This window comes from Sphingobacterium anhuiense (assembly GCF_042686355.1).
GTDB lineage: Bacteria > Bacteroidota > Bacteroidia > Sphingobacteriales > Sphingobacteriaceae > Sphingobacterium > Sphingobacterium anhuiense.
On record NZ_JBHUPE010000002.1, the window covers coordinates 1 to 24,994 of the forward strand.

Here is a 24,994-nt window from a genome sequence, read left to right on the forward strand (position 1 = left end):
TGTTCTTTAGTTCTTTTTTCATAATAAGCTGAGTTAGATGTCAACTTATTTCAGGACGGGACAGGATAAACAAAAAAGCACAAAATAAATTTTGTGCTTTTTTGTTTATACGATTTTTTCTAAAATATTAATATAATCGTCAATGCCTTTCCTTATTTCATCCAAGAAAATATACTCATCGGCCATATGCGATCGTCCGGAGAAGCCCGGTCCTAACTTCACAGAAGGTATCCGCAACAATGCTTGATCACTCATTGTAGGAGAGCCATAAGTCTTTTTTCCAACACTAACACCTGACAAAACAAGAGGATGATCTTCTGGAATAGAAGATGAATTTAAACGTGTTGAACGAGCATGGACATCAGACTGTACATGTAGTTTTATTATTTCTAATGTTTCTTCATTACTGTATGCATCTGTTGTTCTAACATCGACAACATAATCGCAAGTTGCGGGAACAACATTATGTTGAACACCACACTGAATCATCGTCACGGACATTTTAATGGGTCCTAATTTATTTGATTCACGCTCAAACTGGTAGGATCTAAACCATTCGATATCTGCTAATGCCTTATATAAAGCATTTTCTCCCTCATCTCGTGCAGCATGGCCTGATATGCCATGAGCAGTGCAATCTAATACCATTAGGCCCTTTTCTGCAATCGCTAAATCCATTAAAGTTGGTTCTCCTACTATTGCAAAATCTAAAGCTCCTAAATCTGAAACAATTGATTCAATTCCACATTTACCGGAGATTTCCTCTTCAGCAGTAGCTGCTAAACAAAAATTATATTTTAAATCTTTGTCTTCATAAAAATGTAGAAAAGTTGCAATCAAAGAAACCAAACATCCACCTGCATCATTACTTCCTAATCCATAAAGTTTTCCATCTACTATATCTGGAGAAAATGGATCTCTTGTATAACCAGTATTTGGTTTTACCGTGTCATGATGTGAGTTCAACAGTATTGTAGGCTTATCGGTACTATACCATTTATTATAAACCCAAATATTATTTGCTTTTCTATAGGGAACAATTCCTTTCGCAGTAAAGAATTGTGCTATTATCGTTGCAGTTTCTCCTTCCTCTCTACTAAAAGAAGGGGTACGTATTAAAGACGTTAATAAGGCTAAACTTTCTTCAAATAACTGAACTCGATTATTCATTGTAGAGGCCTCCAGCTTTTTGCGCAGACAATTTTATTCCTTTAATAAATGCGGAACTGAAACCATGGTGTTCCATTTCATTAAGCCCTGCAATAGTACACCCCTTAGGCGAAGTCACCTTATCAATTTCACTTTCAGGATGTGATTGAGTTTGCAATAATAAATCTGCGGCACCTTTCGCTGTCTGAACAGCCATTTTAAGAGCATCATGCGCATGAAAACCAATTTCTACTCCCCCCTGTGAAGCTGCTCGTATAGCTCTCAAGAAAAAAGCAATACCACAAGCACATAATGCAGTAGCAGAAGTCATTAAATCTTCGTTAATAACCACAACTGCGCCCACCGTTTCGAACATAACTTCTACATCCTTCACAATATCTGAAGGTGCATTATCAGTTGCAATACATGTCATCGATTGACCAATTGCAATTGCTGTATTTGGCATTGCCCTTACGACCAATGCATTTACTCCAAGCACTTCTTTTATATCAACGCAACTTACCCCAGATACAACAGATACAAAAACCTGATTAGAACCTTGAACTATCGGAGCTATTTCTTCCAAAACTTTTCGTAATTGTTGTGGTAAAATTGCAAAGACAATAATATCGGCATCTCTAACTGCTTCGACATTACTATCTGTAACAACAAAACCATCTTGCCTTTCTTGATTTAAGGCTTTAATATTACGTCTTGTTAAAGTGATTTGATCTGCATTACAAAACTGATTTTTTACTAATCCTTTTGCAAGAGACAAACCAATATTGCCTGTTCCGATAATGGTAATTCTTTTCATGAGTAAAGTTCTATTTTAAGGTCAAACAAGTGCCAAATTGGCCCTGTTGGAATAAGTGCAAATTATTGGCATGACCAATATACACATTCCGAACACCTTTTTGTATAGCATCGAATGCATTTTGTAATTTTGGTACCATTCCATCATGAATAACACCGTCTTCCTTTAACTGTAAAAATTCGTCGGCACGGATTGAATTAATTACAGACTGTTCATCATTGATATCTTTAAGTACACCATTTTTTTCAAAACAATATACCAGAGATGTATCATATAATGATGACAGCCCAACAGCTAAAGCTGATGCGATCGTATCTGCATTGGTATTTAAAAGTTGTCCTAAACCATTATGAGTTATTGCAGAAAATACAGGAACAAATCCCGCTTCCAAAAATTTCTTAATAGAAGCAGTATTGACAGAATCGTGCAAAATATCTCCGACAAAGCCGTAATCAATATCTTTAACAGGTCGCTTTATTGCTTTAATTGTACCTCCATCTGCACCACTTAAACCAATAGCATCACATTGTAAAACTTGAAGCTTCGCAACAATATTTTTATTAGTTAAACCCGCGTACACCATTGTAACGACCCGCAACATTGCTTCATCTGTAATTCTTCTGCCTTCCACCATCTTAGCTTCAATTCCCAAATCTGTTGCAATACGTGTCGCAATCTTTCCTCCTCCATGCACTAAGATTTTCTTGCCAGGCAAAGCCGCAAATTTTTCCAAAAATGAGTCTAACAATACTTCATCATCGATAATATTGCCACCAATTTTTATAATATTAAGGCCACTATTTGACATCTTTCTCTCTAAATCTTCCAAAATAATTTATTTACAGACCTATTTATTTTTTTCTAAGCTTTCAAGCATACGTTTTAAAACAACCTGTGCTGCCCATACACGATTACCAGCTTCCTTAATGACTAAAGAATTAGGCCCATCAAGTACCTCTGCGGATAATTCTAAATCACGTCTTACTGGTAAGCAATGCATAACCTTTGCGTTATTTGTTAACGCTAATTTCTCATTATCAATTAACCAATTTTCAATAACTGGATATACTTCACCATATTCTTCATAAGAAGACCAATTCTTTACATAAACAAAATCTGCATTTTTGAGACTCTGATCTAGATCATTTGAAATCTTTGCACCCTCAGTAAACTCTTCAGACAATTGATATCCCTCTGGATGTGCTATAGTGAAATCAACTAGGCCTTCAACCTGCGCTTGACACATCCACTCTGAAAAAGAATTTGGTACCGCTTGTGGCAAAGCTTTTACATGTGGTGCCCACGCTAAAACAACCTTTGGTTTTTCTGTGACTTTATATTCAGTTATTGTTATAATATCAGTTAAACTCTGTAAAGGATGGCGGGTTGCACTTTCCAAAGACACAACAGGAACACCACAATATTCGATAAACTTATTAAATAAATCTTCAGAATAATCCTCATCCCTATTTTTCAATTTAGGAAAAGAACGTAAGCCCAAAATATCACAATACTCACCCATTACCGCTGCGGCCTCACGAATATGTTCAACAGTAGTTCCGTTCATTACGACACCATCTTGAGTCTCCAATGCCCAGCCATCTTTATCCATATTCATAACCATGACGTTCATTCCTAAATTCATAGCTGCTTTTTGAGTACTTAAACGTGTGCGCAAACTTGGGTTTAAAAATACCAGACCCAATGTTTTGTATTTGCCCAAACTTTCCAAAGTGTTAGGATTAGCTTTCAACTCCATTGCTTCTTTAACTATTTCAGAAACACTAGCAACATCTTTAACTGAAAAAAACTTTTTCATATATTTATCTTATTCAAAAAACTAACCTTCCAAAATTTCTGTAAAAGCCGTTAAAAATTGATCGGCCATTTCTTTTGTTGTATTTAATGCGGGCAATAAGCGTATTACAGTAGGCTTTGCTTCACCTGTAAATATTCTATGCTTCTCCAACAGATCTTTTCTTACATGCGCTAATTCACTAGGTAAATCAATACCTATCATCAGTCCTCTTCCTCTTACTTCAGAAATTTGATCAAATTTGCGTAATTCTTCAATTAAATAAGATCCAACAGTAGCTGCATTTTGAATTAAACTATCCTGTTTAATAACTTCTAAGACAGCAACAGCGGCTGCACAAGCCAAATGATTTCCGCCAAAAGTAGTTCCAAGCATACCGTATGTTGCAACAAATTTTGGAGCGATGCTAATTGCACCGATAGGAAAACCATTACCCATACCTTTTGCCATAGTATAAATATCAGCTTCTATCCCAGCATAATCATGAGAATAAAACAAACCAGAACGGCCATAACCACATTGTACTGAATCAGCGATAAATACAGAAGCATACTGGTCGCAGAGTGTACGTATTAGCCGAAGAAATGAAACAGACGCCTCCCTTATACCACCAACACCCTGTATACCTTCAATAATCACCGATGAAATTTCCTCGCCATAATTTTTGAAAGCAGTAGATAAAGCCTCTTCATCATTAAATGGTAAGAAAATGACGTTATCAGTCTCATTAACAGGAGCAATTATACTTGGATTATCAGTACAAGCTACTGCCAAAGATGTACGACCGTGAAATGCTTTTGAAAAAGCAATCACTTTTTTTCTTGAATTATAAAAAGAAGCCAACTTTAATGCATTTTCATTTGCCTCTGCACCTGAATTACATAAAAACAAATGATAATCCTCTTTCCCAGAAACTTCACCTAATAATCGAGCTAATTCACGCTGAATAGGAATCTCCACAGAATTCGAATAAAATCCAATTTGATTTAATTGTTCTGTGATACGTTGAACATAATGTGGATGCGTATGACCAATTGAAATCACAGCATGACCACCATATAAATCCAAGTAAGGATTTTCTTCGGCATCCCACACCGTTGAGCCCTGTGCTCTTACAATATTGATTGGATTAATGGGATAAACGTTAAATAAGTCCATTGATAATGAATAAATAATTAAATGAGAAACATAAGTCCGATATGCATTGCAAATATAGCTAAGTCTTCCTAAAAATCCGTTAAAAATAAAAAAGCCCATCATTTTCATGATAGGCTTTATATCTAAAAAAGTTAAAGAACTAGTCTTTGTTTTCTTCTTCTGTAGACGCAGTAACATCTGATTCAGCTGGAGCATCTTCAGTTGTATCAGCTTTCTTCTTAGAAGTACCACGACGACGAGTTGCTTTTTTCTCAGTAGCAGCTTTAGCACCGTAAATTTCATTATAGTCTACCAATTCGATGAATGCCATTTCAGCATTATCACCTAAACGATTTTCCATTTTGATAATACGTGTATAACCACCTGGACGATTAGCTACTTTTTCCGAAATTTCACGGAACAAGATAGTAACAGCCTCTTTATCTTTTAAGTAAGCGAAAACAGTACGACGAGAGTGAGTCGTATCGTTTTTAGATTTAGTAATCAAAGGCTCAACATATTTACGTAACGCTTTAGCTTTTGCTAAAGTTGTTGTAATACGTTTATGTTTTACTAATGACGTTGCCATGTTAGCTAACATTGCCTTTCTATGGCTGTCAGTACGACCTAAGTGATTTACTTTTTTTCCGTGTCTCATTTTTAATTTAATTTTAATGTATATACCGTCTCTTCACAGAGGGAATTATATACAAGCCGCTTATTAATATATTAATCTTCGTCTAACTTATATTTAGACAAGTTCATTCCAAATGATAAACCTTTCGATTTAACCAATTCTTGGATTTCGCTTAATGATTTTTTACCGAAGTTTCTGAATTTCAACATATCTGCTACGTCATAAGTAACTAATTCAGATAGTGAGCGAATATCAGCAGCTTTTAAACAGTTCAATGCGCGAACTGATAGATCTAAGTCAACTAATTCCATTTTCAAAATTTTACGCATATGTAAAATTTCTTCATCAACAACTTTAGTTTCCTCTTTAGTCTGAGACTCAAGAAGCATATTCTCATCAGAGAATAAGATAAAGTGTTGAATTAAGATTTTAGCAGCTTCTTTTAAAGCTTCTTCTGGATGAATCGAACCATCTGTAGAAATATCTAACAACAATTTCTCGTAGTCAGTTTTTTGTTCTACGCGGTAGTTCTCAATGGTAAATTTAACATTCTTAATCGGAGTAAAGATCGAATCAATCGCGATTAATCCTACAGGACCATCAACGACTTTATTCTCATCAGCATTTACATAACCACGACCTTTAGCTACGCTCAATTCTACTTCAATTGTAACCGAGCTATCCATGTTACAGATAACCAAATCAGGATTTAATACTGTAAAGTTGTTTGAGAATTTTGTGATATCACCAGCTGAGAATTGCTCTTGACCATTGATTACTACAAATATCTTTTCGCTATCACCTTGATCACCAGTTTTTTGAAAACGAACTTGTTTCAAATTCAAAATGATCTCCGTAACGTCTTCAACTACACCTTTGATAGTTGAAAATTCGTGCGAAACGCCTGAAAACCTTATCGACGTAATTGCATATCCTTCTAATGAGGACAATAAAATACGGCGCAAAGCATTACCAATGGTTACACCAAAACCAGGCTCCAATGGACGAAATTCGAACGTACCATCAAAATCTGTAGATTTTTGCATGATAACTTTATCCGGTCTTTGAAATGCTAAAATTGCCATTTATTTCTTTTTAAAGTTTTTGTAATAATACTTGCAATACAATAGAATATGCATAATCCATAATGGACTATGCATATTGCTACTTTATTTATTATTTAGAGTATAACTCTACGATTAAGTTCTCTTTGATATTCTCAGGAATGTCAGATCTCTCAGGAAAACTTAAGAAAGTACCTGTAAGTTCTTTTGCATTCCACTCCAACCATGAGTATTTGTTGATGATTCTACCAGCAACTGAATCAGTGATTGTTTCAAGAGTTTGAGAACGCTCACGAACAGCGATTACATCACCTGGACGTAAGCTATATGATGGAATGTTAACTAATTCTCCGTTAACAGTAATGTGTTTGTGCGATACTAACTGACGTGCAGCAGAACGAGTAGGGGCAATACCTAAACGGTAAACCGTGTTATCTAAACGAGCTTCTAATAATTTCAAGAAGATCTCCCCTGTAATACCTTGTTTTGAGGCAGCTTTAACAAACAAATTAGCGAATTGACGCTCTAACACCCCGTAAGTGTATTTTGCTTTTTGCTTTTCCAACAACTGAATAGCGTATTCAGATTGTTTACCTCTGCGTTTAGATGCTCCATGTTGTCCAGGAGGATAATTCTTTTTTTCTAACGCTTTATCTGGGCCGAAAATCGGCTCTCTAAATTTACGGGCAATTTTGGACTTAGGTCCTGTATATCTAGCCATTTTTTTTCTCTTAAAGTATCTATTAGCCTTTAGCTAATGAATCTTATCTTTAACCTAATTAAACTCTTCTACGTTTTGGAGGACGACAACCGTTGTGAGGAAGTGGTGTGATATCTTTGATAGTAGTCACATCGATTCCAACAGTTTGTAATGTTCTGATAGCCGACTCACGTCCAGCACCAGGTCCTTTTACGAATACTTCTACTTTGCGTAGACCTAAATCGTATGCAACTTTTCCACAGTCATTTGCTGCTTGTCCTGCCGCGTACGGTGTATTCTTTTTAGACCCTCTAAAACCCATTTTCCCAGCACTTGACCAAGAAATAGTTTGACCTTGATTATTAGTCAAAGTTACAATGATATTATTAAACGTAGCATTGATGTGTGCTTGACCAACAGGCTCAATAACAACAATACGTTTTTTTGCAGCTTTTTTAGTTTTAGCCATTTCTTAATTTTTATTTAGTAGCCTTTTTCTTGTTTGCAACTGTCTTACGTTTACCCTTACGAGTACGAGAGTTGTTTTTAGTGCGTTGACCACGAACTGGTAAATGCTTACGGTGACGTAATCCACGGTAACAACCGATATCCATTAAACGTTTAATGTTTAATTGAATTTCAGAACGTAAAGCACCTTCCACTTTAATCTCATCAGAAATCAAAGTACGAATTGCTGCTAACTGATCATCATTCCAATCTTGAACTTTAATGTCATGACTGATTTCCGCCTTATCTAAGATAAGCTCTGCTGTTGTACGACCGATACCAAAAATGTAGGTAAGGCCGATAACACCCCTTTTGTTTTTAGGTAAGTCAATACCTGCTATCCTTGCCATATATGTTTAGCGATTATTTTTAAATAATTAACCCTGACGTTGTTTGTACTTAGGGTTCTTTTTGTTGATTACAAAAACTTTTCCTTTGCGACGAATGATCTTACAATCAGCGCTACGTTTTTTTATTGATGCTCTTACTTTCATGATTTTAATATTTTCAAAAGCTTGCACTATCAGACTACCAATCCGTTATTTATAACGGTATGTGATACGTCCTTTAGTCAAATCATAAGGAGACATTTCTAATTTAACTTTATCCCCAGGCAAAATTTTGATATAGTGCATACGCATCTTACCAGAAATATGAGCAATGATTTCATGCCCATTTTCCAATTCCACCCTAAACATAGCATTAGAAAGTGCCTCTCTAATTATTCCATCTTGTTCAATTGAGGCTTGTTTAGCCATATATTCTTGATTATTATTTTGTTAAATAGCCTGCAAACAGGAGTGCAAAGATATATAAAATAATTGAAAATCAACTATTTTTCACCTAAAACTTTCTCTACATGTTCAAATGTCAACAGCACATCGGGTTCACCTTTTCGAATAGCGACCATTTGCTCGAAGTGCGCCGACAGTTTACCATCAACAGTACTTACTGTCCATCCGTCATCCCAAAACTTCACGCCTGCCTTTCCTGCGTTGATCATTGGTTCAATACAAATAACTAAGCCAGACTCTAGCTTAGCACCAGCACCACGTTTACCGTAGTTTGGCACCTCAGGTTTTTCATGTAAATGAAAACCGACACCATGTCCAACTAATTCTCGTACAATACCAAAACCATATTTAGAAACATGTTCCTGTATAGCTGCACCGATATCTCCAACACGTTTTCCAGCTACAGCTTGCTCTATGCCTTTGTACATAGATTCTTTTGTTACATCAAGTAACAGCTGCGCTTCTTCAGTAACATTACCCACACCAAAAGTGTAAGCTGAATCACTAATAAAACCGTTTAGATTTACGCCACCGTCAACAGAAACAAGATCTCCATCTTTGATTATATAATCACTTGGAAATCCATGAACGATCTGATCGTTAACAGAAATACAAAGTGAGTATGGAAATCCATGATAATTAAGGAACGCAGGCGTACCACCATTATCATGGATAAACTCGTAAGCTAACTTATCAAGAGATAAGGTGGTGATGCCAGGTTTAATAACCTTAGCAACTTCACCAAGCAATTGCGAAAGTACATTTGCAGACAAACGCACTTGCTCTATTTCTTCCTCTGATTTATAATATACTTTAGACATCTAAAGAATTTAAATTGCCGACTGATCTACACCCTCAACTGACGCAGGAGTTCTTCCTTTTATACGTCCAGTTTTCATTAATCCGTCATAGTGACGCATCAATAAGTGGCTTTCAATTTGTTGCAAAGTATCCAACACAACACCTACCAAAATCAATAAGGACGTACCTCCGTAGAAATGCGCAAATTGATTATTAATACCGAATAAACTTGCAATAGCAGGTAATATAGCAATAATCGCAAGGAAAATTGCTCCCGGGAATGTGATATTTGAAATCACACGATCAATAAAGTTACTTGTTTCTAGACCTGGTTTGATACCTGGAACAAATCCACCATTTTTCTTCATATCATCAGACATCTGCTGAGGATTAACCATAATTGCTGTATAGAAAAATGTAAATGCTATAATCAAAACAGCAAAAGTTACATTATAAGCAACAGATGTATAGTTACTCAACGATGTTAAGAAATCAGACTGAAGATTAGGGAAAAATTGACCCAGACTCATTGGCACAAACATAATCGCTTGCGCGAAAATGATTGGCATTACACCAGCAGCATTAACCTTTAATGGTATATACTGTCTTACTCCACCCACTTGTTTATTTCCAACAATCTTCTTCGCATATTGAACAGGAATCTTACGGACTCCTTGTACAATTAAAATTGTAAATACAACTACAAAGAACAAAGCTAAAAACTCCAATAATAATGGAATTGGTCCACCACCACCTTTACTCATACGTGATACCCACTCCGCAGTAATACCACTTGGCAATTGTGCGATAATACCAGTCATAATGATCAAGGAAATACCATTACCAATACCTTTATCAGTAATCTTTTCTCCTAGCCACATTACAAACAAAGTACCCGCTGTCAAAACTATTGCAGTAAGAATAGTGAACATAGGATCTGCTAATGTTTTCGCAGCAGGCTCAATTTGAGTTCTAACATACGCAAACGCTTGAAGCAAAGTAATCGCTAACGTTAGATAGCGAGTAATTTGATTCATTTTAGTACGACCACTTTCACCCTCTTTCTGCATTTTTTGGAAATAAGGAACCGCGATGCCCAGTAACTGAACAACAATGGATGCCGAGATATAAGGCATTACACCCAATGCAAAGATAGCTGAGCGAGAGAATGACCCCCCTGCAAACATATCTAGCAACCCAAGTAATCCTTCTTTTTGACCAGAAGCCAAAGCTTGAGGATTAACTCCAGGTAATACAATATGACATCCAATACGGTAAATCAGAAGAAATAGCAACGTATTCAAAATACGTGTACGTAAATCGTCTATTTTCCAAATATTGGTTAAGGTTGTGATTAGTTTCTTCATTTATTAAAGTTTAACAATAGAACCGCCTGCTGCTTCAATAGCTGCTTGAGCAGAAGCCGAGAACGCATGTGCTGTAACTTCAACTTTTGCTTTCAACTCACCACGACCCAAGATCTTAACTTTATCTTTCTTAGCTACTAATCCATGAGCAACTAATTCTTCTAAAGTTACAATAGTCAAATTATGCTTCTCAACTAATTCTTGCAAAGCATCTAAGTTTACACCATTATACTCTACGCGGTTTAAGTTTTTGAAACCAAATTTAGGCACACGACGTTGCAAAGGCATTTGACCACCTTCAAAACCGATCTTTGTACTATGACCTGAACGAGAACCAGCCCCTTTGTGACCACGTGTAGAAGTACCACCGCGACCAGAACCTGTACCACGACCAATACGTTTACGATTTTTTACGGAACCTTTTGCAGGTCTTAAATTACTTAAGTTCATTTTAAAACTAAATTGTGTTAGGCCTTCGCTTTCACTAAACAGGTCCTAACTATTAAAAAATTGATTGATAGCAAGTAATGGAAAAGACCCTAAAGCCCTTTCCATATGCTAATATTAAATAGTGCTGATAGCTACTAAGTGATTCACTTTTCTCACCATACCAATGATAGCAGGTGTAGCTTCAACTTCTACTGAGTGATTGATTCTTTTCAATCCTAATGCCTCAATAGTTTTCTTTTGGCGCTCGCTTCTGTCGATAACGCTCTTTATCTGGGTGATTTTAATTTTTGCCATGATAATTAACCGTTAAATACTTTGTTTAAATCGACACCGCGGTGCTGTGCTACTGTGTACGCATCACGCATATTAGCTAAAGCGTCAATAGTTGCCTTTACCACGTTGTGTGGGTTAGATGAACCTAATGACTTTGCTAATACGTCTTTAATACCTGCAGATTCTAATACGGCACGCATTGCACCACCTGCTAAAACTCCTGTACCTGCGATTGCTGGTTTAATCAAAACTGAACCACCTGAATATTTACCATATTGAGCGTGAGGAACAGTACCTTTGATAATAGGAACTTTAACTAAGTTTTTCTTAGCGTCATCAATTCCTTTCGTAATTGCTTCAGTAACCTCTTTCGCTTTACCTAAACCGAAACCAACGATGCCGTTTTCATCACCTACAACCACGATTGCAGAGAAACTGAAAGTACGACCACCTTTAGTAACTTTAGCTACACGTTGGATACTTACTAAGCGATCTTTTAATTCAATCTCGCTTGATTTTACTCTTTTTATATTGCTTAATGCCATTTCTTCTATGATTAAAAGTCTAAACCGCCTTCGCGAGCACCTTCAGCCAAAGATTTGATACGGCCATGGTATAAGTACCCATTACGGTCAAAAACTACTTTACTAATTCCAGCTGCAACTGCTTTTTCTGCAACCAATTTACCTACTGCTTTTGACTGCTCAACTTTGTTGCCTGAAGCAGCAAAATCTTTTGAAGTGCTAGAAGCTGACACTAATGTCTTTCCTGCAACATCATCAATAATCTGAGCGTAGATACCTTTATTACTTCTAAAAACTGACAAGCGTGGACGCTCTGTTGATCCAGCCAGGTGTTTTCTGATTCCTTTTTTGATTCTCTCTCTACGAGATGCTTTATGTCCTGCCATGGTTATTATTTTTTAGCTGATTTACCTGCTTTTCTTCTTAATACTTCACCTACAAACTTAATACCTTTACCTTTGTATGGCTCTGGTTTACGGAAACCGCGGATTTTCGCTGCAATTTGACCGATTAATTGTTTGTCGATAGATTCTAAAGTGATAGTAGGATTTTTACCTTTATCTGCAGTAGTTGTTGCTGTAATTTCCTTTGGCAACATAAATACAATCTGGTGAGAGAAACCTAAAGTTAACTCTAATACATTACCAGTACATGCTGCACGGTAACCCACACCGACTAATTCTTGAGTAGTTTTGTATCCTTCAGTTACACCGACAACCATGTTGCTCAATAGAGAGCGGTATAATCCGTGTAATGCTTTGTGTCTTTTTTGATCTGTAGCACGAGTTACAACGATGTTACCATCTTCTTGAGCAACTGTAATGTCACGATCAACTTGTTGTGTTAATTCACCTTTAGGGCCCTTTACCGTAACTAAATTCTTGTCAGATACAGTCACCGTTACACCAGCAGGTATAGCGATAGGCGCTTTTCCAATTCTTGACATTTCTTTGTGATTTTCCTAGATTAATAAACGTAACATAAAACTTCACCGCCAACATTTTGTAAGCGAGCTTCTTTGTCTGTCATAACTCCTTTAGAAGTTGACAAAACAGCGATACCCAAACCATTCAAAACACGAGGCATAGTCTCAACACTTGCATACTTTCTTAAACCAGGTTTACTCACACGTGTCAACGTACGAATAGCCGAGATCTTGCTAATAGGATTGTATTTCAAAGCGATTTTGATTGTGCCTTGAACTCCAGTCTCTTCAAATTTGTAATTAGCAATGTAACCTTTATCAAAAAGAACTTTAGTAATTTCTTTTTTAAGGTTCGATGCAGGAATTTCAACAACCCTGTGGTTGGCCTTAATGGCATTCCTTACTCGTGTAAGGTAATCCGCTATTGGATCTGTATTCATTATATATAAAATTGTGACAACGGTTTCCTTCCCAACCTTTGGGACAGACCTTTTATCGATTAATAAATTTTAACGTAAAAAACCCTAGCAAATCTTATATAAGATTTGCTGGGGCAAAATTACTTATTTTTTTGATATTACCAAGAAGCTTTTTTAACCCCCGGGATCTTACCGTCTAACGCCATCTCACGGAATGTAACACGAGAGATACCGAATTGACGCATATATCCTTTAGGACGTCCTGTTAATTTACAACGGTTGTGTAAACGAACTGGAGAAGCATTCTTAGGTAATTTATCTAATGCAGCATAATCACCAGCAGCTTTTAACGCAGCACGTTTGTCAGCAAATTTAGCTACTAATTTAGCGCGTTTTACTTCGCGAGCTTTTAATCCTTCCTTAGCCATTGTTATTAGTATTTTGATTTTTAAATGGTAAACCGAATTGTTTCAACAATTCTAAAGCCTCAACATCGTTTCCTGCGCTAGTCACGAAAGTGATGTCCATACCTTGAATTTTGTTGATTTTATCAATGTTGATCTCAGGGAAAATGATTTGCTCAGTAATACCTAAGTTGTAGTTACCTCTACCGTCGAAACCTTTATCATTGATACCACGGAAGTCACGAATACGTGGAAGTGATACAGCGATTAAACGATCTAAGAACTCATACATGTTGTTATCACGCAAAGTAACACGTGCACCAACAGGCATACCTTTACGTAATTTAAAGTTTGAGATATCTTTTTTCGATTTAGTTGCAACAGCTTGTTGACCAGTAATTAATGTTAACTCTGAAAGAGCATTATCAATTAATTTCTTATCTGAAGTAGCAGCACCTACACCTTGTGAAACAACGATTTTCTCAAGCTTAGGAACCTGCATAACACTTTTATACTGGAATTTTTCTTTAAGTGCAGTACGGATTTCCTCCGCATATTTCACTTTTAATCTTGGTACGTAAGTCATTATTTAATTTCCTCCCCTGATTTTTTTGCTACACGAACAATTTTACCATCTTCGTTAACTTTACGACCTACGCGTGTAGGAGCTCCTGTTTTAGGATCAATGAAAGCTAAGTTAGAAATATGGATAGCTGCTTCTTTTTCAATAATACCACCATTAGGATTAGCCGCACTTGGTTTAGTGTGTTTTTTGATGATATTAGCGCCTTCTACAACAGCTCTATTAGCATCCACTAAAACTTGCAATACTTTTCCTTGAACACCTTTAGAGTTACCAGCGATAACTTTCACTAAATCACCTTTTTTGATCTTGATTTTGTGTGTAGTTGTTGTTGTTTTTTTGTATGCCATAATTATAAAACCTCCGGTGCTAGTGATACAATTTTCATGAACTGTTTCTCACGTAATTCTCTAGCAACTGGGCCAAAGATACGTGTACCACGTGGTTCATCATTATTATTTAATAATACTGCAGCATTGTCATCAAAACGAATATAAGAACCATCTTTACGACGAATTTCTTTTTTAGTTCTAACAACTACAGCTTTAGAAACAGTACCTTTTTTTACGTTTCCTGAAGGTAAAGCGCTTTTGATGGTAACAACAATTTTATCACCTATCGAAGCATAACGCTTACCTGTGCCACCTAACACACGGATTACTAAAACTTCTTTAGCTCCGCTGTTATCAGCAACATTTAGTCTTGATTCCTGTTGTACCATGTTATTTAGCTCTTTCTAATATTTCTACTAATCTCCAATTCTTAGTCTTACTCAGCGGACGAGTTTCCATAATTAATACCGTATCGCCGATACCACAGGTATTAGTTTCGTCATGAGCAGTAAATTTAGTAGTTTTTTTAACGAATTTACCATAGATAGGGTGTTTCACTTTACGCTCAACCTTTACTACGATAGATTTCTCCATTTTATTGCTAACTACTAAGCCGATTCTTGTTTTTCTTAATTGTCTTTCCATTTCGACTTTAATTTATGCCTCAGAGGCTGTTTCTTTTTTAGCTGCAGCTTTACGAGCAGTCAACTCCGTACTAAGACGAGCGATTTCTCTACGAGCCGTTTTGATTACATTAGGGTTCTCAATTGCAGAAACAGCATGTGCAAATTTCAATTTGCTAAGGGCAGCTTTCTCTTGTACTAAACGAGCAGCTAGATCCTCTGTTGATAATTCTAAAATTTCTGAATTTTTCATTTTATTTCAGTTGTTATATTGGGTTATCATTAGTTTATATATAGCCTTAGGAGTAACGGTCCTAAGGCTAAAAAAATGATATTACCAACGATTTATGCTTCTACGTAATCTCTACGTATAACAAACTTAGTTTGAACCGGAAGTTTCTGAGCAGCAAGGCGTAAAGCTTCTTTAGCAATTTCTAAAGATACTCCTTCTGCTTCAAATAACATACGGCCTGGGCGGACTACGGCAACCCAGTATTCTGGAGCTCCCTTACCTTTACCCATACGTACCTCTGCAGGTTTTTTAGTAACAGGTTTATCAGGGAAGATACGGATCCAAACTTGACCTTCACGTTTCATGTAACGTGTCACTGCAATACGAGCTGCCTCGATTTGACGGCTTGTGATCCATGCTTCCTCCAATGATTTGATACCGAATGAACCGAAAGCTAACTCTGCTCCACGAGAAGCGTTACCTTTCATACGTCCTTTCTGCATCTTTCTGAACTTTGTTCTTTTTGGCTGTAACATGTTCGTTATCTATTTTAATCCCGCCAGAGACGGGATATATTAAAATCTTATTATTAATTAATCTCTTTTTGCACCACGGTTGTTTCCACCACGATTGTTGTTTCCACCACGACGATCACCACCACGACCACCTTTACGGTTGTCACGGCGATCAGCACCACCTTCGTTTCCACCACGCGTTTTCACACCAGAAGCTTGACCAATGTTTGGAGATAAGTCACGTTTACCGTAAACCTCACCTTTACAGATCCAAACTTTGATACCGATTTTACCGTAAGTAGTTAATGCTTCAGCTAATGCATAGTCGATATCAGCACGTAATGTATGTAAAGGAGTTCTTCCTTCTTTGTACTGCTCAGAACGTGCCATTTCAGCACCACCTAAACGACCAGAACACATTACTTTGATACCTTCAGCACCCATACGCATTGTCGAAGCAATTGTAGTTTTCATTGCACGACGGAATGAAATACGAGCCTCTAATTGCTTAGCGATACCTTCAGCTACTAATTTTGCATCTAACTCAGGACGTTTGATCTCGAAAATGTTAATTTGAACATCTTTCTTAGTGATTTTCTTTAACTCTTCTTTAATCTTATCAACTTCCTGACCACCTTTACCGATAACGATACCAGGTCTTGCTGTATGAATAGTTACTGTGATACGTTTTAAAGTTCTTTCAATAACAACTTTTGCTACACCACCTTTTGCTATACGAACAGAAAGATATTTTCTAATCTTTTCGTCTTCTACTAATTTATCGGCATAGTTTTTTCCTCCGAACCAATTAGAATCCCAACCTCTGATGATTCCTAATCTGCTACCTATTGGATTTGCTTTTTGTCCCATTTCTCAATAAATTAGTTTTGTTCAACGTTAGATTTACTGTCAACGATCAAAGTAACATGGTTTGAACGTTTACGAATTCTGTAACCGCGACCTTGAGGAGCTGGACGTAATCTTTTCAATTGACGACCACCTGCTACTGATACTTCTTTAACGTATAATTGACTATCTTCAACTGATTTACCTTCGTTTTTAGCTTCCCAGTTTTTAATTGCAGATAATAATAATTTCTCTACACGGATTGCTGCTTCCTTGCTTGTATGCTTCAAAATATATAAAGCATTCTCTACTTTCTCGCCACGAATTAAGTCCACTACTAAACGCATCTTACGAGGTGAAGTAGGGCAATTTAATAATTTGGCAGTAGAAGCTCCTCCTATTTGAGCTTTCTCTTGCTCTTTGCGCTGTTTTATTAAAACAGACTTTTTAAGTTTTTTTGTTGCTTCCATTACCTATTATTTTTTCTTTTCTGCGTGGCCTCTGAATGTACGCGTAGGAGCGAATTCGCCTAATTTGTGACCTACCATGTTTTCCGTTACATAAACAGGGATAAATTTATTCCCGTTGTGCACTGCAAAGGTATGACCAACAAAATCAGGAGAAATCATTGATCTGCGAGACCATGTTTTGATAACTGACTTTTTGTTAGTTTCATTCATAGAAAGAACTTTTCCTTCTAAGTTGTGATCGATATAAGGACCTTTTTTAATTGAACGAGCCATTATTTTTTCCTTCTCTCAATGATGTAACGATTCGATGTTTTCTTCTTGTCGCGTGTTTTGAAGCCTTTAGCTAAAACACCTGTGCGTGAACGAGGCTGACCTCCTGAGGTACGACCCTCACCACCACCCATAGGGTGATCGACAGGGTTCATAGCTACACCACGAACTCTTGGACGACGTCCTAACCAACGGTTACGACCAGCCTTACCTAACACTTCAATTCTTCTATCGTGATTAGATACCGAACCGATTGTAGCCACGCAAGTCAATAAGATCATACGTGTTTCACTTGAAGGTAATTTAATAATAGCGTATTTACCATCACGAGCAGACAATTGCGCATAAGTACCAGCCGAACGAGCGATTGAACCACCTTGACCAGGGTTCAATTCAATGTTATGGATGATAGAACCCAATGGAATATTTGCTAATGGAATAGTATTACCTACTTCTGGGGCAACTTTTTCACCTGCTACTACAGTCATTCCAACTTTTAAACCAGCTGGAGCGATGATGTAACGTTTCTCACCATCAGCATAATGCAATAATGCAATACGTGCTGTACGGTTTGGATCGTACTCAATTGTAGCTACTGTTGCAGGGATATCTTTTTTATCGCGTTTGAAATCTATTAATCGGTATACTTTCTTGTGTCCCCCACCGATGTAACGCATAGTCATTTTACCGGATTTATTACGACCGCCCGATCTTTTGTTGCTTCCAACTACTAATGATTTTTCAGGAACATTAGTTGTTACGTCAGAATAGTCAGCGCCTACTCTGAAACGAGTACCAGGGGTTACCGGTTTGAATCTTTTAACTGCCATCTCTAATTATATAGTACTGTAAAAGTCAATAGTTTCGCCATCTTTAATTGTAATGACAGCTTTTTTATACTTAGGAGCTCTACCAGATACGAAACCCGCTTTTGTGTAACGGCTTTTTGCTTTACCTGCTACTACTGCAGTATTAACCGCAAGAACAGTAACACCAAACATAGCCTCAATAGCTGTTTTGATCTGAATTTTGTTAGCTCTGTGATCTACTTTGAAAGCATAACGGTTTAATTTTTCCGTTAAAAATGAAGCTTTCTCAGTTAAGATAGGTTTTTTAATAATGTCCATATTACTTAGCTAATGCCTCCTCCAAAGTTTTAAGCGAACCTGTAGTAAATAATAACTTAGCCGCATTTAATACATCATATGTATTTAATTGATCTACAGTTGTTACTTTTACTTTTTTCAAGTTTCTGCTTGATAAATAAACGTTATTATCTTGCGCTGATAAAACCAATAAAGTTTTCTCATCTGCTACATTCAAAGCATTTACAAAAGCAACATAATTTTTAGTTTTGATTGAGTCAAATTTAACTTCATCCAATACTACAACATTGTTATCAATTGCTTTGTAGCTTAACGCTGATTTACGTGCTACTTGTTTCAATTTTTTATTCAATTTGAAACTGTAATCACGTGGTTGAGGACCGAATACACGACCACCACCATTAAACAATGGAGATTTGATAGAACCCGCACGAGCACCACCAGTACCTTTTTGTTTGTGTAATTTACGAGTTGAACCCGCGATTTCATTACGTTGTTTAGATTTGTGAGTTCCTTGGCGTTGATTCGCTAAGTATTGTTTCACGTCCAAATAGATCGCATGATCGTTAGGCTCTAACCCAAATACCGACTCAGGAAGTTGCACCTTGGCACCTGTTTCTTTACCTGATAAATTTAAAACTTTAACTTCCATTTCCTATTTGTCTACAACTACATAAGAACCTTTAGCTCCTGGGATGGAACCACTAACAACGATTAGGTTTTGATCAGCATAAACTTTCAAAACTTGTAAGTTTTGAACTTTAATTCTGTCACCACCCATACGACCCGCCATACGCATACCTTTAAATACACGTGAAGGCCAAGAAGCCGCACCAATTGAACCTGGAGCACGTAATCTGTTGTGCTGACCGTGAGTCGCACCACCTACACCACCAAATCCATGACGTTTCATTACACCTTGAAAACCTTTACCTTTAGAAGTACCGACTACGTCAACATACTCCCCTTCTTCAAATAGTGTAACGTCAACTACGTCACCAAGTTGTTTTGCATCTGGGAAAGTTTTAAACTCTACCAGCTTACGCTTAGGCGTTGTATTTGCTTTCGCAAAGTGCCCTTTTAAAGAATTCGTTGTGTTCTTTTCTTTAGCTTCATCGAAGCCAAGTTGAACAGCAGCGTAGCCATCTTTCTCTTCCGTACGTATCTGCGTAACCACGCACGGACCAGCTTGAATAACAGTACACGGAATGTTTTTTCCCTCTGCATCAAACAGGCTTGTCATTCCTACTTTTTTTCCAATAATACCTGACATGTTGTAAATTAATTAATTAAAAGTCCATCGAAGCAGTAGGGCTTCGCTCAAGACGTATTTCCCCCAATAAGGGATTGCAAAAGTACGAAGAAATTTCTAACTACCAAATTATTAGCACATTATTTTTTTATTTTTTTGTCTAGATTGAATATTTAAAAAATTAACTGATCGAGATATTAAAATAAATTGAGAAATAACAAGAACATAAGTGAGCATCCCAATTCAATAGTATATAATAAGAAGATAAATTATCAGAGCTTAATGGGAAATAATAAGATAAAATACAACCAATACAAACTTAAAAAACTCAAAAAAACTATCCATAGCATATAAGCTGCGGATAGTTCATGTGCCTATTTAAATTAACGGTAATCTACATTTTGATAACAGACTGCCCATCCAATAGTCGTTTATATCGGACTAAAGCTTCTATATAATAATAGTCCGCATAAGTCAAGGGAACGTCAACTTCTGTCTCATGTGGAATAGATCCAACACTATGTTTCAGTATATAACCACCAGCTTCCTTATACTCCGCCTTATAAGGTTTAGAAGATAATGACCGCAACATTTGTTCTGCTTTGACAATATATAATTGACTTTCAGCCCCATCAGTATATTGAGCAAGTTCCAATAAAGCAGAAGCCATTACAGCAGCAGTTGATACATCACGCAGATCTTTCTGTTTGTAATATTTACTTGAAGCACTTAATTTATTTTGATCCATGTCCCAATACGGAATTAAATCTTGGGGCAAATTTGGGTGATTCAAATAAAAATTTGCAATATTTCGTGCCTGTCGTAGATATTTTTGATCCTTAGTTTCTCTAAACATCATGGTATATCCATACAAACCCCAGGCCTGGCCTCTAGACCAAGCTGATTCATCAAAAGCACCTTGTGCAGTCTTCTTCGAGATTATACTTCCATCCTTACTGTTATAATCAACAACATGATAAGAACTATAGTCTTTTCTATAATGATTGATCATTGTTGCATCCGCATGTTTAATTGCGATGTCAGCATAACTTGAATTACCTGTCATCTTGGATACCTCAATTAAAAACTCTAAATTCATCATATTATCTATAATAACCGGATAAGTCCAAGATTGCCCATCCCAATTCTTACCACCATCCCATGATCGAATAGTTTTTGTCGCATCCTTATAACGTGTAGCCAAAGAAGCAGCACCTGTACTCAGCACATTCTTATAAGCACTAGAATCATTTGTCAATCTTAATGCATTTCCAAAACTGCAGTAAAGCATAAAACCCAGGTCATGCGTACCTTTATTATTCTTTTCTTTTTCTAAATATTTCAACTTTCGTTTAGCCTCATCTAACAATTTCGTATCATTCGAATATTCGTAAAGATACAATACAGTACCTGGATAAAAACCAGAACACCACCAACTAGACCCCCAATTCACATATTTACCATTTTGGAAAGTCGTAGGAATATCGGCTTCTTTAACAGAAGCAGCGAGGTAACTAATTTGTTTTTTTGCATCTTCCAGATTTTCATTCACAAAAGCTGAATCAAGGTTTAACTTATTCTTGGCAAGCCCTCTTTTAGTCTGGCACGAAACCCCTTGAAGAGCAAATCCTACTATTCCAAATAGGATTAAATAATTTCGAATGTTCATTTAAAACGTTATTTTTTTGAGTTTTTAATAATTTACATAATAATCTTTCGGAAACTGTTCCGCATTCCAGCACTTTTGCGAAGTCCACTTTTCTGGACTACAAGTCCAAAATTCATCATTAGCCGGCAATCCCAGAGGAAGGAAGGATAAAGAAGCTACATACATAGAGCCAGCATTCGTATAGTAATCTGCCAAATTCTGCTGCTGGTCACCAACTACTCCCATACTAAGCCATCCAGAAGGTGAAAAAGTCTTATCAATATAAATATGTCTCAGTATTGCAGTTAAGGCAGCTCGCACCTGACCCTTAGAAATATCCTCTGGCAGCCTATTTTCAAGAGCCACTGCAGCCAAGGGTTGAAAAGCAGCATTCTTATATGTTGAAGAGCGACCAACTACCATATAATAACCTTCTGGGGAAATCATGCGTTCCAAGTGATGTGCATATCGTTGCATCCTTTTATAAGCACGATCAAACATTTCTTTGTATTTCTTATCTACGTTTATATTATGGCGCAGTGCTTCAACCTGCATATTGTGAATAACGTAACCATTGTAATGATCGAAACTAAAGTGAGCACCATCACTATACCACCCATCGCCCACATACCATTCTGTATCAAATTTATTTACAGCATAATCTATTTTTTCTCGTGCGCACTCCTCACCGGTATAATGTAAAAACGTCTCAGTCATGGCCGCAAAAAGCAACCAATTACTTTCATTAGGTTTAATTTTACGTAGTAGTTTAAATTCTTCGACAACCCTTTTCTTTGTTACCTGATCCAATGGTTCCCACAGTACCTTGGGTGCCCTTAGAAACGCAAGGGCGAGATGTGCTGCATCTACCAGTGTTTGCGATGAAGGACCTCGCCATGTAAAATAATCCGGGGATTGAGGATCTACACCATATTGAATCCCCAATAAGGCCTGATCACGTAATTTTTTACGTAGCTTTCCTTCTTCGGAGCTGTCATCAGGTAAAGCCAGCCAAGGGGCCATACCTGCCAGCAGTCGACCGAAAGCCTCGAGGTATCCAACGCCCGGATCTCTACTGTCAAAAGTAGGACTTACCTCCATCGGCATCTTTTTGCGCCATTGCTGTTTACTGATATTATCCAATATAGGTGTAGCCATCTTGCTTAGTATTGAAACCCAATAAGCACGGTCATTCCCTGCATAACTTATGCCTTCATCAGATAAAACACTTGCCTTCGCCCCCATTGGCAACGATGCCGTCAATGCACCAACGCCAGCACCGCCTAACAATTTTAATACAGATCTTCTCTTCATCGATAATGGTTTATAAATAATGTATGCTCAACAAGCTCACATAAAACACTAAAAATCTTTATTTTAATATAGAAAAACAAACTAAAAAGAATCAATCGCTCTAGCAAACGATTACACAAGCGATTGATAACAGTTTCTTTACAGAATGAATTTATTTCCATTAATTATTCCAGCCTGTATTCTGTGTTAGACTAGGATTTCGTTGCCTTTCTAACTCTGGGATAGGCCATACCAGTAGTTGGTCTCCCAAATAGGTATACCTATCTACGATTCCGCCCCATGGTTGTTTGTTCCCCGCATTACCGCTAAAAACCTGATCTTTGAGGGATTTCCACCGCAATTCGTCAAAGTAAATAACCCCTTCCCCAAACAGCTCTCTTCTACGTTCATTACGGATACGACTAGTAAGATCTGCTTTATCTTTAACCGTGGTAACAGCCGAACTATTTAAAAGTCCTACCCCGGCCCGCGTTCGTACTTCATTTACTTTGGCCACCGCTGCTGCTTCCTGTCCTTTTTCATTAAGTGCCTCTGCCCACAATAACAGCACATCTGCATAACGGATCACTGGATAATCTATATCACCAGCTACACGACTCGGAATAGATGGTTTTCCACCTTCGTACACAAATTTACGCGGGATATAAAAAAATCTCGGTTGATCGTCAGTGCGCAGATCAAACACATTATTAAATTCTTCAATATGTGGCCATCTCGATGTAAATGTCTGATCAGCTCCGAGATTTGTCCCAACAAAAGTTGAATAAGGGAGAATTACATTTGCACTTAAGCGTGGATCACGATTGTCGTAGGCCTTTTTTAATCTTTCCTCATTGCCATTAGGCAAATAAAGTTTAAAATCCAATCCTCGTTTCGGGTCAATAAGGTCAGTGTATTTGGACGGCTTTTTATTTGCTTCAGCTACCTGTTGTACATTATTACGGATAAAGTATATCTCTCTTTTGTCAGGTGCCATCGCATTATAACCAGGGATTACGTCATCCCAACTAAATTTGCTACCATCTTTGTTCTCGTATAAATCTACAAAATCCGGACTGACCATGTAGGTATTCCAATTGGAGCCAAAAGCGGAGCGGCTTCCGAAACTGAATTGTGTTGTCGATCCAAAGTTGTCCAAAGCGATATTCTGAATTGAGAAAATCATCTCATCTGACTTTTCATTGGCGGCAGTAAATAATGTCTTATAATCTGGGAACAACTGGTGTCCGGCATCTTTAACTGACTGAAAATCTGCGATTGCTTTATCCCAATCTTGTAGATACATATAAACTTTACCTCGTAGTGCGTATGCTGCTGATCTCGTAATACGACCAAAATCTTTACTTCCTGCGGGCAACTTTGCTGGTAAATTCGTCTCAGCGATAGATTCCGTCAGATCTTTCAAGATAAAATCCCAAACTTCCTTTTCTGTATTTCTGGGTTTGGTTGCTTCATTGTAGTTAATCGGTGTATCATATAATGGCACCCCTCTATACAACTGATTCAACCGATAATAATAGAATGCTCTTAGGAATTTAACCTCCGCAAGCAAACGCGCTTTCTTCTCAGGGGCCGATGGCGAAATATTTGTTAATCCATAGATAGCATCATTCGCGCGGTGAACACTCTCATATAGTTCTCTCCAAACATCCGCAAAAAGTGAATTTGAAGTATTCGTGGAGGCATTTAATAGAGGATCTCCACCTCTTGGAATCAACGTGTTGGATAAACGGTCATACTGATAGAGCTCCCGATTATTTGTGCCACCAGTTGCATATCCAAAACGTAATGCTTGATACACACCGTTTACACCAAGATCAGTATAGTTGTCCGTTGTCCACATTTTATCCTCTGGAACTTGGGTATTCGAACTAATATCCAATAGATCTTTTTTACAAGACCCCATAGTTCCCAGTAAAATTGCAAGCGCAGATATACGCCACATATATTTATTATATTGTTTACAGTATGCAGACAATCTTTGTTTTTCGATATTTAGTATCTTCTTCATGTATCTTC

37 protein-coding genes are annotated in these 24,994 nt (G+C 37.2%); all 37 read right to left on the reverse strand.

Annotation, left to right across the window (positions count from 1 at the left end):
- Positions 1-105 precede the first annotated feature (105 nt).
- Positions 106-1,170, reverse strand: a complete 1,065-nt coding sequence (locus ACFS6I_RS03180) for a M20 family metallo-hydrolase (protein WP_380918163.1) — start codon at positions 1,168-1,170, stop codon at positions 106-108.
- A complete protein-coding gene (gene proC / locus ACFS6I_RS03185; protein WP_380918165.1) occupies positions 1,163-1,966 on the reverse strand; it encodes a pyrroline-5-carboxylate reductase in 804 nt (267 codons plus the stop codon). Before proC ends, ACFS6I_RS03180 begins: the two co-directional genes overlap by 8 nt.
- A 10-nt stretch (positions 1,967-1,976) precedes the next feature.
- Positions 1,977-2,774 (reverse strand): acetylglutamate kinase, encoded by a 798-nt coding sequence (argB, locus tag ACFS6I_RS03190; RefSeq protein ID WP_132771797.1) that lies wholly within the window; start codon positions 2,772-2,774, stop codon positions 1,977-1,979.
- Between the two features lie 39 nt (positions 2,775-2,813).
- Positions 2,814-3,785 carry an acetylornithine carbamoyltransferase gene (locus ACFS6I_RS03195; RefSeq protein ID WP_380918167.1) on the reverse strand — a complete coding sequence of 324 codons (972 nt, stop codon included), beginning with the start codon at positions 3,783-3,785 and terminating at the stop codon, positions 2,814-2,816.
- A 21-nt stretch (positions 3,786-3,806) separates the two neighbouring features.
- Positions 3,807-4,940 carry an aspartate aminotransferase family protein gene (locus ACFS6I_RS03200; RefSeq protein ID WP_380918169.1) on the reverse strand — a complete coding sequence of 378 codons (1,134 nt, stop codon included), beginning with the start codon at positions 4,938-4,940 and terminating at the stop codon, positions 3,807-3,809.
- A gap of 139 nt (positions 4,941-5,079) precedes the next feature.
- The gene (gene rplQ / locus ACFS6I_RS03205; RefSeq protein ID WP_380918171.1) at positions 5,080-5,577 is read right to left on the reverse strand and encodes a 50S ribosomal protein L17; all 498 of its coding nucleotides are present in this window, start codon (positions 5,575-5,577) and stop codon (positions 5,080-5,082) included.
- A gap of 71 nt (positions 5,578-5,648) precedes the next feature.
- Positions 5,649-6,641, reverse strand: coding sequence for a DNA-directed RNA polymerase subunit alpha (locus ACFS6I_RS03210; RefSeq protein ID WP_108159147.1), 993 nt, complete (start codon positions 6,639-6,641; stop codon positions 5,649-5,651).
- 91 nt (positions 6,642-6,732) lie between these two features.
- The gene (gene rpsD / locus ACFS6I_RS03215; RefSeq protein WP_021190947.1) at positions 6,733-7,341 is read right to left on the reverse strand and encodes a 30S ribosomal protein S4; all 609 of its coding nucleotides are present in this window, start codon (positions 7,339-7,341) and stop codon (positions 6,733-6,735) included.
- A 58-nt stretch (positions 7,342-7,399) separates the two neighbouring features.
- Positions 7,400-7,789 carry a 30S ribosomal protein S11 gene (gene rpsK / locus ACFS6I_RS03220; protein WP_021190946.1) on the reverse strand — a complete coding sequence of 130 codons (390 nt, stop codon included), beginning with the start codon at positions 7,787-7,789 and terminating at the stop codon, positions 7,400-7,402.
- Between the two features lie 10 nt (positions 7,790-7,799).
- The gene (gene rpsM / locus ACFS6I_RS03225) at positions 7,800-8,177 is read right to left on the reverse strand and encodes a 30S ribosomal protein S13 (RefSeq protein ID WP_132771534.1); all 378 of its coding nucleotides are present in this window, start codon (positions 8,175-8,177) and stop codon (positions 7,800-7,802) included.
- Positions 8,178-8,204: 27 nt separating this feature from the next.
- Complete coding sequence (rpmJ, locus tag ACFS6I_RS03230) at positions 8,205-8,321, reverse strand: 50S ribosomal protein L36 (RefSeq protein ID WP_038702005.1); 117 nt, start codon at positions 8,319-8,321, stop codon at positions 8,205-8,207.
- Between the two features lie 45 nt (positions 8,322-8,366).
- Positions 8,367-8,585: a translation initiation factor IF-1 gene (gene infA / locus ACFS6I_RS03235; RefSeq protein WP_002997456.1), complete on the reverse strand. Its 219-nt coding sequence runs from the start codon at positions 8,583-8,585 to the stop codon at positions 8,367-8,369.
- Positions 8,586-8,659: 74 nt separating this feature from the next.
- On the reverse strand, positions 8,660-9,442 hold the full coding sequence (gene map / locus ACFS6I_RS03240; RefSeq protein ID WP_132771535.1) for a type I methionyl aminopeptidase: 783 nt from the start codon (positions 9,440-9,442) through the stop codon (positions 8,660-8,662).
- Between the two features lie 9 nt (positions 9,443-9,451).
- Complete coding sequence (secY, locus tag ACFS6I_RS03245; protein ID WP_038695510.1) at positions 9,452-10,789, reverse strand: preprotein translocase subunit SecY; 1,338 nt, start codon at positions 10,787-10,789, stop codon at positions 9,452-9,454.
- Between the two features lie 3 nt (positions 10,790-10,792).
- Complete coding sequence (gene rplO / locus ACFS6I_RS03250) at positions 10,793-11,239, reverse strand: 50S ribosomal protein L15 (RefSeq protein ID WP_132771536.1); 447 nt, start codon at positions 11,237-11,239, stop codon at positions 10,793-10,795.
- 114 nt (positions 11,240-11,353) lie between these two features.
- Positions 11,354-11,533 carry a 50S ribosomal protein L30 gene (rpmD, locus tag ACFS6I_RS03255; protein ID WP_021190941.1) on the reverse strand — a complete coding sequence of 60 codons (180 nt, stop codon included), beginning with the start codon at positions 11,531-11,533 and terminating at the stop codon, positions 11,354-11,356.
- Between the two features lie 5 nt (positions 11,534-11,538).
- A complete protein-coding gene (gene rpsE / locus ACFS6I_RS03260; RefSeq protein WP_132771537.1) occupies positions 11,539-12,057 on the reverse strand; it encodes a 30S ribosomal protein S5 in 519 nt (172 codons plus the stop codon).
- An 11-nt stretch (positions 12,058-12,068) separates the two neighbouring features.
- Positions 12,069-12,422 carry a 50S ribosomal protein L18 gene (gene rplR / locus ACFS6I_RS03265; RefSeq protein ID WP_021190940.1) on the reverse strand — a complete coding sequence of 118 codons (354 nt, stop codon included), beginning with the start codon at positions 12,420-12,422 and terminating at the stop codon, positions 12,069-12,071.
- Between the two features lie 5 nt (positions 12,423-12,427).
- Positions 12,428-12,982 carry a 50S ribosomal protein L6 gene (gene rplF / locus ACFS6I_RS03270; protein ID WP_021190939.1) on the reverse strand — a complete coding sequence of 185 codons (555 nt, stop codon included), beginning with the start codon at positions 12,980-12,982 and terminating at the stop codon, positions 12,428-12,430.
- 20 nt (positions 12,983-13,002) lie between these two features.
- Entirely contained in the window at positions 13,003-13,401 is a 399-nt protein-coding gene (gene rpsH, locus ACFS6I_RS03275) for a 30S ribosomal protein S8 (RefSeq protein WP_132771538.1), read from the reverse strand.
- A gap of 137 nt (positions 13,402-13,538) precedes the next feature.
- Entirely contained in the window at positions 13,539-13,808 is a 270-nt protein-coding gene (gene rpsN, locus ACFS6I_RS03280) for a 30S ribosomal protein S14 (RefSeq protein ID WP_021190937.1), read from the reverse strand.
- Complete coding sequence (gene rplE, locus ACFS6I_RS03285; RefSeq protein WP_132771539.1) at positions 13,801-14,370, reverse strand: 50S ribosomal protein L5; 570 nt, start codon at positions 14,368-14,370, stop codon at positions 13,801-13,803. Before rplE ends, rpsN begins: the two co-directional genes overlap by 8 nt.
- A complete protein-coding gene (rplX, locus tag ACFS6I_RS03290; RefSeq protein WP_132771540.1) occupies positions 14,370-14,717 on the reverse strand; it encodes a 50S ribosomal protein L24 in 348 nt (115 codons plus the stop codon). Before rplX ends, rplE begins: the two co-directional genes overlap by 1 nt.
- Before the next feature lie 2 nt (positions 14,718-14,719).
- Positions 14,720-15,088, reverse strand: a complete 369-nt coding sequence (rplN, locus tag ACFS6I_RS03295; RefSeq protein ID WP_021189647.1) for a 50S ribosomal protein L14 — start codon at positions 15,086-15,088, stop codon at positions 14,720-14,722.
- Between the two features lies 1 nt (position 15,089).
- Positions 15,090-15,344, reverse strand: coding sequence for a 30S ribosomal protein S17 (gene rpsQ, locus ACFS6I_RS03300; protein ID WP_021189648.1), 255 nt, complete (start codon positions 15,342-15,344; stop codon positions 15,090-15,092).
- Between the two features lie 12 nt (positions 15,345-15,356).
- Positions 15,357-15,575, reverse strand: coding sequence for a 50S ribosomal protein L29 (rpmC, locus tag ACFS6I_RS03305; RefSeq protein WP_021189649.1), 219 nt, complete (start codon positions 15,573-15,575; stop codon positions 15,357-15,359).
- A gap of 92 nt (positions 15,576-15,667) precedes the next feature.
- Positions 15,668-16,090, reverse strand: coding sequence for a 50S ribosomal protein L16 (gene rplP / locus ACFS6I_RS03310; RefSeq protein ID WP_021189650.1), 423 nt, complete (start codon positions 16,088-16,090; stop codon positions 15,668-15,670).
- Between the two features lie 57 nt (positions 16,091-16,147).
- Positions 16,148-16,939 (reverse strand): 30S ribosomal protein S3, encoded by a 792-nt coding sequence (gene rpsC / locus ACFS6I_RS03315; protein ID WP_021189651.1) that lies wholly within the window; start codon positions 16,937-16,939, stop codon positions 16,148-16,150.
- A gap of 11 nt (positions 16,940-16,950) precedes the next feature.
- Positions 16,951-17,385 (reverse strand): 50S ribosomal protein L22, encoded by a 435-nt coding sequence (rplV, locus tag ACFS6I_RS03320; RefSeq protein ID WP_021189652.1) that lies wholly within the window; start codon positions 17,383-17,385, stop codon positions 16,951-16,953.
- 6 nt (positions 17,386-17,391) lie between these two features.
- Entirely contained in the window at positions 17,392-17,658 is a 267-nt protein-coding gene (gene rpsS / locus ACFS6I_RS03325; protein WP_021189653.1) for a 30S ribosomal protein S19, read from the reverse strand.
- Complete coding sequence (rplB, locus tag ACFS6I_RS03330) at positions 17,658-18,485, reverse strand: 50S ribosomal protein L2 (RefSeq protein ID WP_021189654.1); 828 nt, start codon at positions 18,483-18,485, stop codon at positions 17,658-17,660. Before rplB ends, rpsS begins: the two co-directional genes overlap by 1 nt.
- A gap of 6 nt (positions 18,486-18,491) precedes the next feature.
- Positions 18,492-18,782 carry a 50S ribosomal protein L23 gene (rplW, locus tag ACFS6I_RS03335; RefSeq protein WP_021189655.1) on the reverse strand — a complete coding sequence of 97 codons (291 nt, stop codon included), beginning with the start codon at positions 18,780-18,782 and terminating at the stop codon, positions 18,492-18,494.
- Between the two features lies 1 nt (position 18,783).
- Positions 18,784-19,413 carry a 50S ribosomal protein L4 gene (gene rplD / locus ACFS6I_RS03340; RefSeq protein ID WP_021189656.1) on the reverse strand — a complete coding sequence of 210 codons (630 nt, stop codon included), beginning with the start codon at positions 19,411-19,413 and terminating at the stop codon, positions 18,784-18,786.
- Between the two features lie 3 nt (positions 19,414-19,416).
- Positions 19,417-20,034, reverse strand: coding sequence for a 50S ribosomal protein L3 (gene rplC, locus ACFS6I_RS03345; RefSeq protein ID WP_132843571.1), 618 nt, complete (start codon positions 20,032-20,034; stop codon positions 19,417-19,419).
- Between the two features lie 373 nt (positions 20,035-20,407).
- Complete coding sequence (locus ACFS6I_RS03350) at positions 20,408-21,682, reverse strand: glycoside hydrolase family 88 protein (protein WP_380918183.1); 1,275 nt, start codon at positions 21,680-21,682, stop codon at positions 20,408-20,410.
- 24 nt (positions 21,683-21,706) lie between these two features.
- A complete protein-coding gene (locus ACFS6I_RS03355; RefSeq protein WP_132771543.1) occupies positions 21,707-22,975 on the reverse strand; it encodes a DUF2264 domain-containing protein in 1,269 nt (422 codons plus the stop codon).
- 160 nt (positions 22,976-23,135) lie between these two features.
- Positions 23,136-24,986, reverse strand: coding sequence for a RagB/SusD family nutrient uptake outer membrane protein (locus ACFS6I_RS03360; protein WP_132771544.1), 1,851 nt, complete (start codon positions 24,984-24,986; stop codon positions 23,136-23,138).
- Between the last annotated feature and the right edge of the window lie 8 nt (positions 24,987-24,994).

Coding starts and splice junctions, on each gene's coding strand:
- rplW (WP_021189655.1), bottom strand. CDS start 18,782: ATGGACATTATTAAAAAACCTATCTTAACTGAGAAAGCTTCATTTTTA.
- rplP (WP_021189650.1), bottom strand. CDS start 16,090: ATGTTACAGCCAAAAAGAACAAAGTTCAGAAAGATGCAGAAAGGACGT.
- rpsS (WP_021189653.1), bottom strand. CDS start 17,658: ATGGCTCGTTCAATTAAAAAAGGTCCTTATATCGATCACAACTTAGAA.
- argB (WP_132771797.1), bottom strand. CDS start 2,774: ATGTCAAATAGTGGCCTTAATATTATAAAAATTGGTGGCAATATTATC.
- rplF (WP_021190939.1), bottom strand. CDS start 12,982: ATGTCAAGAATTGGAAAAGCGCCTATCGCTATACCTGCTGGTGTAACG.
- rpsM (WP_132771534.1), bottom strand. CDS start 8,177: ATGGCAAGGATAGCAGGTATTGACTTACCTAAAAACAAAAGGGGTGTT.
- ACFS6I_RS03350 (WP_380918183.1), bottom strand. CDS start 21,682: ATGAACATTCGAAATTATTTAATCCTATTTGGAATAGTAGGATTTGCT.
- rpmJ (WP_038702005.1), bottom strand. CDS start 8,321: ATGAAAGTAAGAGCATCAATAAAAAAACGTAGCGCTGATTGTAAGATC.
- ACFS6I_RS03200 (WP_380918169.1), bottom strand. CDS start 4,940: ATGGACTTATTTAACGTTTATCCCATTAATCCAATCAATATTGTAAGA.
- ACFS6I_RS03210 (WP_108159147.1), bottom strand. CDS start 6,641: ATGGCAATTTTAGCATTTCAAAGACCGGATAAAGTTATCATGCAAAAA.
- rpmC (WP_021189649.1), bottom strand. CDS start 15,575: ATGAAAAATTCAGAAATTTTAGAATTATCAACAGAGGATCTAGCTGCT.
- rpsH (WP_132771538.1), bottom strand. CDS start 13,401: ATGAATACAGATCCAATAGCGGATTACCTTACACGAGTAAGGAATGCC.
- ACFS6I_RS03360 (WP_132771544.1), bottom strand. CDS start 24,986: ATGAAGAAGATACTAAATATCGAAAAACAAAGATTGTCTGCATACTGT.
- rplR (WP_021190940.1), bottom strand. CDS start 12,422: ATGGCAGGACATAAAGCATCTCGTAGAGAGAGAATCAAAAAAGGAATC.
- map (WP_132771535.1), bottom strand. CDS start 9,442: ATGTCTAAAGTATATTATAAATCAGAGGAAGAAATAGAGCAAGTGCGT.
- rpsK (WP_021190946.1), bottom strand. CDS start 7,789: ATGGCTAAAACTAAAAAAGCTGCAAAAAAACGTATTGTTGTTATTGAG.
- rplQ (WP_380918171.1), bottom strand. CDS start 5,577: ATGAGACACGGAAAAAAAGTAAATCACTTAGGTCGTACTGACAGCCAT.
- secY (WP_038695510.1), bottom strand. CDS start 10,789: ATGAAGAAACTAATCACAACCTTAACCAATATTTGGAAAATAGACGAT.
- rplB (WP_021189654.1), bottom strand. CDS start 18,485: ATGGCAGTTAAAAGATTCAAACCGGTAACCCCTGGTACTCGTTTCAGA.
- rpsN (WP_021190937.1), bottom strand. CDS start 13,808: ATGGCTAAGGAAGGATTAAAAGCTCGCGAAGTAAAACGCGCTAAATTA.
- rplX (WP_132771540.1), bottom strand. CDS start 14,717: ATGGCATACAAAAAAACAACAACAACTACACACAAAATCAAGATCAAA.
- rpsC (WP_021189651.1), bottom strand. CDS start 16,939: ATGGGACAAAAAGCAAATCCAATAGGTAGCAGATTAGGAATCATCAGA.
- rpsD (WP_021190947.1), bottom strand. CDS start 7,341: ATGGCTAGATATACAGGACCTAAGTCCAAAATTGCCCGTAAATTTAGA.
- ACFS6I_RS03195 (WP_380918167.1), bottom strand. CDS start 3,785: ATGAAAAAGTTTTTTTCAGTTAAAGATGTTGCTAGTGTTTCTGAAATA.
- rplC (WP_132843571.1), bottom strand. CDS start 20,034: ATGTCAGGTATTATTGGAAAAAAAGTAGGAATGACAAGCCTGTTTGAT.
- rplN (WP_021189647.1), bottom strand. CDS start 15,088: ATGGTACAACAGGAATCAAGACTAAATGTTGCTGATAACAGCGGAGCT.
- rplE (WP_132771539.1), bottom strand. CDS start 14,370: ATGACTTACGTACCAAGATTAAAAGTGAAATATGCGGAGGAAATCCGT.
- rplO (WP_132771536.1), bottom strand. CDS start 11,239: ATGAACTTAAGTAATTTAAGACCTGCAAAAGGTTCCGTAAAAAATCGT.
- rpsQ (WP_021189648.1), bottom strand. CDS start 15,344: ATGGAAAGACAATTAAGAAAAACAAGAATCGGCTTAGTAGTTAGCAAT.
- rpsE (WP_132771537.1), bottom strand. CDS start 12,057: ATGGCATTAAGCAATATAAAAAGAGTAAAATCAAGCGAGATTGAATTA.
- ACFS6I_RS03180 (WP_380918163.1), bottom strand. CDS start 1,170: ATGAATAATCGAGTTCAGTTATTTGAAGAAAGTTTAGCCTTATTAACG.
- rplV (WP_021189652.1), bottom strand. CDS start 17,385: ATGGAAGCAACAAAAAAACTTAAAAAGTCTGTTTTAATAAAACAGCGC.
- rplD (WP_021189656.1), bottom strand. CDS start 19,413: ATGGAAGTTAAAGTTTTAAATTTATCAGGTAAAGAAACAGGTGCCAAG.
- proC (WP_380918165.1), bottom strand. CDS start 1,966: ATGAAAAGAATTACCATTATCGGAACAGGCAATATTGGTTTGTCTCTT.
- infA (WP_002997456.1), bottom strand. CDS start 8,585: ATGGCTAAACAAGCCTCAATTGAACAAGATGGAATAATTAGAGAGGCA.
- ACFS6I_RS03355 (WP_132771543.1), bottom strand. CDS start 22,975: ATGAAGAGAAGATCTGTATTAAAATTGTTAGGCGGTGCTGGCGTTGGT.
- rpmD (WP_021190941.1), bottom strand. CDS start 11,533: ATGGCAAAAATTAAAATCACCCAGATAAAGAGCGTTATCGACAGAAGC.